The 8,987-nt window shown below is 67.7% G+C and carries 4 protein-coding genes; 3 read left to right on the top strand and 1 reads right to left on the bottom strand.

The window, feature by feature from the left end:
- Nucleotides 1-23: 23 nt before the first annotated feature.
- A complete protein-coding gene (locus tag STRTUCAR8_RS34195; RefSeq protein WP_044473381.1) occupies nucleotides 24-1,529 on the bottom strand; it encodes a family 43 glycosylhydrolase in 1,506 nt (501 codons plus the stop codon).
- A 268-nt stretch (nucleotides 1,530-1,797) separates the two neighbouring features.
- On the opposite strand from STRTUCAR8_RS34195, the gene STRTUCAR8_RS34190 reads away from it, so the two are divergent.
- The 3 genes from STRTUCAR8_RS34190 to STRTUCAR8_RS34180 all read left to right on the top strand — a co-directional run bounded on the left by STRTUCAR8_RS34190 (nucleotide 1,798) and on the right by STRTUCAR8_RS34180 (nucleotide 8,928).
- Nucleotides 1,798-7,017, top strand: a complete 5,220-nt coding sequence (locus STRTUCAR8_RS34190; protein WP_006380807.1) for a family 43 glycosylhydrolase — start codon at nucleotides 1,798-1,800, stop codon at nucleotides 7,015-7,017.
- Between the two features lie 151 nt (nucleotides 7,018-7,168).
- Nucleotides 7,169-7,609, top strand: a complete 441-nt coding sequence (locus STRTUCAR8_RS34185) for an RrF2 family transcriptional regulator (protein ID WP_006380805.1) — start codon at nucleotides 7,169-7,171, stop codon at nucleotides 7,607-7,609.
- Nucleotides 7,610-7,728: 119 nt separating this feature from the next.
- Nucleotides 7,729-8,928, top strand: a complete 1,200-nt coding sequence (locus STRTUCAR8_RS34180; protein WP_006380808.1) for a globin domain-containing protein — start codon at nucleotides 7,729-7,731, stop codon at nucleotides 8,926-8,928.
- Nucleotides 8,929-8,987: the final 59 nt, after the last annotated feature.

The raw sequence follows: 8,987 nt of genomic DNA, 5'->3' as shown, positions 1-8,987 counted from the left end.
CACCATCCGTCAGTACCGGCGACTCACGTGGTGGGCTTGATCTGCCACTGCTGGCAGTTGTTGCCCAGCCAGGACCACTGGCGTACGTCGGCGCCGTTCGCGGTGGAGCAGTCGGCGACGTCGGCGACCTTGCCGGTGGACTCGTTCACGATGCGGACGTAGTCACCGGTGGCCGTGTAAACCAGCCTGAACTTCTGGCAGTTGTTGTTCAGCCAGGACCACTGGCGCAGATCGGCGCCGTCGGCCGTGGCGCACTCCGCCGTGTCCATCACCTTGCCGGTGGCGACGTTGACCAGTCGGCTGGTGTCGTTCGCCTGGTCCTCGATACGCCACTTCTGGTTGTTTCCGCCGTTGCAGGCCCACTGGAGGATGTTGGTGCCGTCGGCGGTGTTCCCGCCCTCCACGTCAAGGCACTTGCCGCTGTTGCGGTTGACCAGCGTGTACGCGGTCGGGGTCGCGGCGGTCTCGCCGGACGGGCCGGGCAGGGTGGTGCCGAGCGCGACCGGGGTGCCGAAGTTCGGCGTACCGTCCGCGTTCCAGGTGAACTTCTGGGCGCGGGTGGTACGGCCGTTGCCGCAGCCGCCCGAGGCCGAGTTGTTGGCGTGGTAGACGATCCAGTTCTCGGTGCCGTCGGGCGAGGTGAAGAACCCGTTGTGGCCCGGCCCGTAGACCCCGGCGGCGTCGTTGCGCTGGAAGACGGGGGTCTGCTTCTTGGTCCAGGAGGACGCCAACAGCGGGTCGGTGCCGGTGAGTTCGAGCTGACCGAGCTTGTAGTCGGCGGTCTGACAGTAACTCGCGGAGAAGGTGAGGAACGTCCGGCCGTCGTGGTAGAGCGGTTCGGGGCCCTCGTTGACGGGCGCCCCGGAGGTCTCCCAGGCCAGCGTCGGCTGCGAGATGAGGCTGAAGGTGGATCCGCTGACCGTGTAGGGGTTGCTCATCGGCGCGATGACCAGGCTCTGCTTGCTGCCGCCGATGGCGCCACTGCCGACCAGGTAGAGCTTGTTGTTGTACGTCAGCACGGTGGCGTCGATGAGCCAGCCGCCGGGGTCGAGGTTGGACCCGGTGAGCTGGTTCTTGAAGGTGTAGGGGCCCATCGGATCGGTGCCGGCGCTCTCGACGACGTAGGTCCGCTGCTGGTCGCAGCAGGCGGCCCCGCTCGGCGCGCCGGAGTAGTACAGGTACCAGTGGCCGTCGAAGAAGTGCAGTTCGGGCGCCCAGAAGTTGTTGTTGCGGGTCGAGGTGGTGTCACTCCAGACCTGCACGCTGGGAGCCGTCGCGAGCCCGGCCAGGGTCGGCGACTTGCGCATGGTCAGAACGCCGGTGAAGGACGTGGTGACCAGGTAGTAGCTGCCGTTGTAGTACTCGAGCCAGGGGTCGGCGCCCTTCTGGGACTTGACGGGGTTCGTGTACGGACGCCCCTCGGCCGCGGCGGCGGGCTGGAGGCCGACGACAGGTACGAGCAGCGCCAGCAGCGCCGCCAGGAGGGTCAGCCAGTGACGGGTACGGAACACGAATGGGCCCCTTCTCATGGTCACAATGTTCGAAATTCCGGACAGCGTGCGTAACTTCGACCAGAACTTAGGTACGCGAGATACGCACGTCAACGGTTGTGACAGGTTCCGTTCCGTTTGAGCATGTGTCGCGCAAAAAACTAGTTGTCCGACCTGCCGAACGTTGTTCGAAAACCCTTGACGCCCCTGGCCGCACCGATTGACACTCTCGCAACGCGCGGACACACAGACGAAACCTGGTGTCTCCCGTTACCTCCCCCTGTGTCCGATCAGAGGAACCGAAACGATGCAACTCGCGAGATCAAGCGGCCGCCGCAGACCCTGGTCGGAGAGGCTCGCCGGACTGACCGCCGCATCGCTTCTGCTAGGTCTCGCGGGGCCGTTGGCCCTGTCCGTGCCCGCTCACGCCGCCGCGTCGGACCTCACCGACGGCCTGGCCCTCTGGTACAAGCTCGACGCCGCTTCCGGCACCACCGTCACCGACGCCTCGGGCAACGGCCGTACGGGCACGGTGAACGGGACCGCGGGCTGGTCCAACTCGGGTGACGGGCTTGCCTTCAACGGTTCCAACACCTACATCAAGGTGCCGGACAACATCATGAGCGGGATGAGCTCGATCTCCGTCTCGATGGACGTGAAGGTCGACTCCACCCAGTCCAACCCGTACTTCATCTACGGCTTCGGCAACACCAGCGGCACCGCCGGCAACGGTTACCTGTTCACCACGGGCAACTCGTACCGGACCTCCATCGCCAGTGGCAACTGGTCGACGGAGCAGACGACGCGGACCGCGGGCACGAACCTGCAGCGCGCGGTCTGGAAGCAGATCACGTACACGCAGACCGGCAGCACGGGCGTGCTCTACGAGGACGGCGTGGAGGTCGGCCGCAACACGGCGGTCACCCTCACCCCCGGCTCCATCGGCTCGGGCGCGACCACCGCCAACTACATAGGCAAGTCGGTCTACCCGGGCGACAACCTGTTCAAGGGCAACATCCGCGACTTCCGGGTCTACAACCGGGCGCTGGCGAGCACGGAGGTCGAGGAACTCTCCCTCCCCGTCGCCGCGCAGGGCGTCGCCGCCGACAAGTCGGCCCTGACACTGGGCGACACGAGCGCGGTGACCGCCGACCTGACGCTGCCGAGCGCGGGCCCGGCGGGCGGCTCCGCCATCACCTGGGCGACCGACAACACGTCCGTGGTCTCGTCCTCCGGCACGGTCACCCGCCCGGCCGCCGGTCAGCCGGACGGCCACGCCACGCTCACGGCGACCCTGAAGAAGGGCCCGGTGAGCGACACCAAGACCTTCGACGTCACGGTCCCGGCCACCTTCGACGACGCGACGGCCACCCAGCAGGCCGCCGACGCGCTGACCGTCCCGGACATCGACGACGTACGCGGCAACATCACGCTGCCGTCAACGGGCGCCTACGGCACGGCGGTTGCCTGGTCCTCCGCGAACCCGGACGTCATCGCGACCGACGGTGTGGTGCACCGCCCCGCGCACGGCGCCGGCGGCACCACGGTCGACCTGACCGCGACGCTCACCAAGGGCACCGCCACCGCGACCCGCACGCTGACGGCCAAGGTCCCCGAACTCCCCGCGAAGGCAGCCCTCAAGGGCTATATGTTCAGCTACTTCACCGGCGAGGGCACCTCGGACGGCGAACAGCTCTACGCGGCGCTCAGCAAGGGCAACGACCCGTTGAAGTGGCGGGAGTTGAACGACGGCAAGCCCGTCCTTACCTCCACGCTCGGCGAGAAGGGCCTGCGCGACCCGTTCATCATCCGCTCCCCCGAGGGCGACAAGTTCTACCAGATCGCCACCGACCTCAGGATCTACGGCAACGGCGACTGGGACGCCTCCCAGCGCACCGGCAGCAAGTCCATCATGGTGTGGGAGTCCACGGACCTCGTCCACTGGACCGACCAGCGCCTGGTGAAGGTCTCCCCCGACTCGGCAGGCAACACCTGGGCGCCGGAGGCGTTCTACGACGCCGAGCTCGGCTCGTACGTCGTGTTCTGGGCCTCGAAGCTGTACGACAACGCCGACCACTCGGGCGACACGTACAACCGCATGATGTACGCGACCACCCGGGACTTCCGCACCTTCAGCGCGCCCAAGGTGTGGATCGACCGCGGCTACTCGGTCATCGACTCCACGATGATCAAGGACAAGGACACCTACTACCGCCTGTCCAAGGACGAGCGGAACAACAGCTCCTCGACGCCGAACAGCAAGTTCATCTTCGAGGAGAAGAGCGACTCGATCCTCAACCCCTCCTACACCGCCGTCGCCGAGGGCATCGGCAAGGGCGCGATGAACGCGGCCGAGGGTCCCCTGGTGTTCAAGTCGAACACCGACGAGAAGTGGTACGCGTTCCTCGACGAGTTCGGCGGTCGCGGCTACATCCCCTTCGAGACGACGGACCTGGCCTCCGGCGTCTGGACCCCGTCCACCGGCTACGACCTGCCGTCCAAGCCCCGGCACGGCACCGTGCTCCCGGTCACGCAGGCCGAGTACGACCGTCTGCTGAGCACCTACCAGCCGGACCAGATCATCACGAGCGCCGAGAACGTCAAGGTCGAGACGCGCATCGGTGAGGCTCCCGTCCTCCCCGCCACCGTCATCGCCGAGACCGGGGACGGCGTGAAGCGGCCCGTCGCGGTCACCTGGGCGAACGTGGACCCGTCGCAGTACGCGCAGGCCGGCACCTTCACGGTGACGGGCGACCTCGCGGGCGACTCGGCCATCGCGGTCAGCGCCGAGATCACGGTCTCCGCCGAGGGCCCCGACGTCCCGGCCGACCTGCTCCTGCACTACGACTTCGACGAGACGGGCGGCAGCATCGCCCGCGACTCCAGCGGCCACGGCTACCACGGCACCTACGTCCGTACGCCCGCCTTCGGGACCGGCGTGCACGGCGGCTCGTTCCAGATGTCCGGCGGCAACAGCAGCTCCAGCTCGCCGTACGTGAAGATCCCCAACGGGGTTCTGAAGGACACGAACAGCGTCACCGTCTCCACGTACGTCAAGTGGAAGGGCGGCGACAACTTCCAGTGGCTCTTCGGCCTCGGCCCGGACAGCAACAAGTACCTGTTCGCCTCGCCCTCCAACGGCGGCGGCAAGCTGTTCTCCGCGATCACCAAGGCCACCTGGTCCGGTGAGAAGCAGATGATCGGCGGCTCCCCGCTCACCGCCGGCGAGTGGCAGCACGTCACCGTCACCCTGGACGGCGCGACCGAGACGGCGATCCTCTATGTGAACGGCGCCGAGACGGCCCGCGTCAACGGTGTCACCATCAAGCCGTCCGACCTGTACGACGCCTCGAAGGACTACTCCGGCTACATCGGCAAGTCCCTGTACTCCCCGGACCCGTACTTCGGCGGCGAGGTCGACGACTTCCGGATCTACAACCGGGCCCTGACGCCCGCCGAGGTCCTGGAGCTCGGCGGCAACACCACCGGGATCGCCACGGTGACCCACCCGGCGCTCAAGGTCGACGCGATCATCAACGACAAGGACAGCAAGGTCGTCCTGCCGCTCAACCCGGGCAGTGACGTCAAGTCGCTGGCGCCGCAGTTCACCCTGGCCCACGGCGCGAGCATCAGCCCCGCCTCCGGCACCCTGCGCGACTTCACCAAGCCGGTCACGTACGAGGTCACCGGCTCCGACGGCAAGAAGCGCACCTGGACCGTCTCGGCGGTCGAGATGAAGAGCCCGGTGCTGCCGGGTCTGAACGCCGACCCGAACATCGTCAGGTTCGGCGACACCTTCTACATCTACCCGACCACCGACGGCTTCGAGGGCTGGAGCGGGACGCAGTTCAAGGCGTACTCCTCCACCGACCTGGTCCATTGGAAGGACCACGGCGTCATCCTGGACCTCGGTCCCGACGTCAGCTGGGCCGACAGCCGCGCCTGGGCGCCGACCATGGAGGAGCGGAACGGCAAGTACTACTTCTACTTCTGCGCCGACGCGAACATCGGCGTGGCGGTCTCGGACTCCCCGACCGGCCCGTTCAAGGACGCCCTGGGCAAGCCGCTGCTGAAGGCGGGTGACCACCCGGGCCAGATGATCGACCCGGCGGTCTTCACCGACGACGACGGCCAGTCGTACCTGTACTGGGGCAACGGCCGCGCCTACGTGGTCCCGCTCAACAACGACATGGTCTCCTTCGACGCGTCGAAGGTCACCGACATCACCCCGAGCGGCTACAACGAGGGCTCGTTCGTCATCAAGCGGGGCGCCACCTACTACTTCATGTGGTCGGAGAACGACACCCGCGACGAGAACTACCAGGTGGCCTACGCGACCGGTTCCTCGCCGACGGGCCCCTGGACCAAGCGCGGTGTGATCCTGCAGAAGGACCTCTCGCTGGGCATCAAGGGCCCCGGCCACCACTCGGTGGTCCACGTCCCGAACACCGACGACTGGTACATCGCCTACCACCGCTTCGCCATCCCCGGCGGTGACGGCATGCACCGCGAAACGACCATCGACAAGCTGGAGTTCGACGCCGACGGATCGATCAAGAAGGTCGTCCCGACCCTGTCGAGCATCGACCCGGTGACCATCGTCCACGCCGGTGCGGACACAACGGGCCAGGAAGGCAGCGCGATCCCGCTCACGGGCAGCATCTCCGGGGCAGGAAAGCCGAGTTGGAGCGTGGACGCGGCAACGCCCTGCACGTTCTCCAGCCGGACCACGGTCCCGACCACCATCACCTGCCGGGACAACGGCACGTACGAGGTCACACTGACGGGCGGTCGCAGCAAGGACACCCTGACGGTGACCGTCTCGAACGCGCCTCCGGCGATCACCTCGGTCCAGGGTCCGAAGACCCCGGTCGCTGCGGGCAAGCAGACCCCGGCCCGCATCTCGGCGAAGTTCACCGACCCGGGCAGCGCCGACACCCACACCTGCAGGATCGACTGGAAGGACGGCACCACCCCGACGGCCGGCAAGGTAACGGGCGGCGTCTGCGAGGCGAGCCACGCCTACCTGAAGGCGGGAATCCTCCGCCCGACGGTCACGGTGACGGACGACGACGGAGCCTCGGCCACCAGCCAGCTTCCCGAGCTGATCGTGTACGACCCCAAGGCCGGCTCCGTGACCGGCAACGGCGTGATCGCTTCCCGGCCGGGCGCCTACCCGGCCGACCCGAAGCTGACCGCCAAGGCGTCCTTCTCCTTCGGCGCCTCCTACAAGAAGGGCGGCACGGTTCCGACGGGCACGGCCTCCTTCGACCTGAAGGCGCCCGGGAAGTCCAAGGCAGTGGTGCAACTGCGCGCCACGTCCTCGGACTGGCTGGTGATCACCGGCTCCACGGCGGTCTACCAGGGCTCCGGCAAGGTCAACGGCAAGGACGGCTACGCCTTCCGCATCACGGCGACCGACAAGCCGGACACGTTCCGCATCCAGATCTGGAAGAAGTCCTCGGGCGCCGTCGTCTATGACAACCGCACGGGGACCGCGACCAAGGGCATCACCCTCCGCCGATAGGCCGGAGGTACAGCTGGCGCCGTACAGTGAACCCGAAGGCGCGCACACCGAGTTGGGCCTCACCGCCCGCTCGCTGTGCGCGCCTTCGGCGTTCCGGTGCCCGACCCCCGCCAAATACGCATCTCACATGCAACATTGATAGGCTGCCGCCGTGAGGCTGACCAGATACACGGATCTCGCACTCCGGGCAGTGATGCGCCTGGCTGTCGTGGACAGCGAGGAGTTGCTGACCACGAGGCAGATCGCCGACTCCATGCACGTCCCCTACACGCACATGGCGAAGGCCATCGCACAATTGCAGCACCTGGGGGTGATCGAGGCGCGGCGTGGAAGGGGCGGCGGACTCACGCTCACCACCGCGGGCCGGCGCACTCGTGTGGGGGATCTGGTCAGGACCCTGGAGGGCGACCGGGAAGCGGTCGCGTGCGAGGGCGAAGCACCCTGCCCCCTCGCGGGCGCCTGCCGACTGAGGCGGGCACTGCGGGACGCCCAGGAGGCGTTCTACACCTCACTGAACGACGTGACCGTGGCCGACCTCGTGACGTCACCGACGGGACCGGTACTGCTGGCGATGGGCACTCCCCCGAGCTGACCGCCGACCGCCCTCGACGGGATCGCACCCGAAGGACAGAAACCACGACCAAAAATATGCATCTCAAATACCAATTCAGCCAGAACTGATCCGAACATCGTTCAAGGAGTGTGTGTCTGATGCTGTCCGCACAGTCGGTTCCCGTCGTACGAGCGACGCTTCCCGCGGTGGGAGCCTCACTGAGCACCATCACCGAGCTGTTCTACCGACGGATGTTCGAGGAGCGCCCGGAGCTGTTGCGGAATCTGTTCAACCGGACCAACCAGGCCACCGGCGCCCAGCGCGAGGCACTGGCCGGCGCGGTGGCGGCCTTCGCCACCCTCCTGATCGAGCGGCCCGACGAACGCCCGGACGCCGTCCTGTCGCGCATAGCCCACAAGCACGTCTCCCTGGGCATCACCGCCGACCAGTACACCCTGGTCGGTCGCCACCTGCTCGGAGCCGTCGCCGAGGTCCTCGGTGACGCCGTCACCCCCGAGGTCGGCGCCGCCTGGGACGAGGTCTACTGGCTGATGGCCAACGCCCTCATCGCCATCGAGGCCCGTCTGTACGCCGAGGCCGACGTGGACGACGGCGACGTGTGGCGCAACATGGAGACAGTCGAGCGCCGCCAGGAGACCGCCGACACCATCTCCCTCGTCCTGCGCCGGACCGACGGCCGTCCCACCGCCCCCTTCCGGCCCGGCCAGTACGTCAGTGTCCGCGTGCAACTACCGGACGGGGCACGCCAGATCCGCCAGTACAGCCTGTCCACCGCACCCGATCACAAGACCTGGCGCATCACCGTCAAGCGCGAGAAGGCCGTCGCCGCCACCGTCCCCGACGGCGAGGTCTCGTCCTGGCTGCACACCCACGCCGAGGTGGGCGACCTCCTGGAGGTGTCGCTGCCCGCCGGCGACCTCGTACTGCCCGACTCCGACACTCCCCTCCTCCTCGCCTCGGCCGGCATCGGCATCACCCCCATGCTGTCGATGCTCCACCACCTCGCCCTCACCTCCTCGGCTCGCCCGGTCACCGTCGTCCACGCCGACCGCACTCCCGCCGACCATGTCCACCGCGACGAGCAGGCGGACCTCGTCAGCCGCCTGACCAGCGCCGACCTGCATCTCTGGTACGAGAACGACGCGCACCACTCGCCCGGCCTCAACGTCTTCGCCGGCCGTGCCGCGCTCGACCATCTGACCCTCGCCCCCGACACCGCCGCGTACCTCTGCGGACCGTTGCCGTTCATGCGCACGGTGCGGGGCGAACTGCTGGCCAGGGGGCTGCACCCCGCCGCCATCCACTACGAGGTCTTCGGCCCCGACCTCTGGCGCTGAGGAATACGCCGACAACCTCTCCGGTTCCGGCAAGCGCTGTCGGCGACAGGGCCCGGAGA

This window comes from Streptomyces turgidiscabies Car8, from assembly GCF_000331005.1.
Taxonomy (GTDB): domain Bacteria; phylum Actinomycetota; class Actinomycetes; order Streptomycetales; family Streptomycetaceae; genus Streptomyces; species Streptomyces turgidiscabies.
This window is presented reverse-complemented; position numbering and strand designations above follow the sequence as displayed.

Excerpts from the sequence above, each read along its gene's own strand:
- STRTUCAR8_RS34180 (WP_006380808.1), top strand. The coding sequence starts at position 7,729 with ATGCTGTCCGCACAGTCGGTTCCCGTCGTACGAGCGACGCTTCCCGCG.
- STRTUCAR8_RS34195 (WP_044473381.1), bottom strand. The coding sequence starts at position 1,529 with ATGAGAAGGGGCCCATTCGTGTTCCGTACCCGTCACTGGCTGACCCTC.
- STRTUCAR8_RS34190 (WP_006380807.1), top strand. The coding sequence starts at position 1,798 with ATGCAACTCGCGAGATCAAGCGGCCGCCGCAGACCCTGGTCGGAGAGG.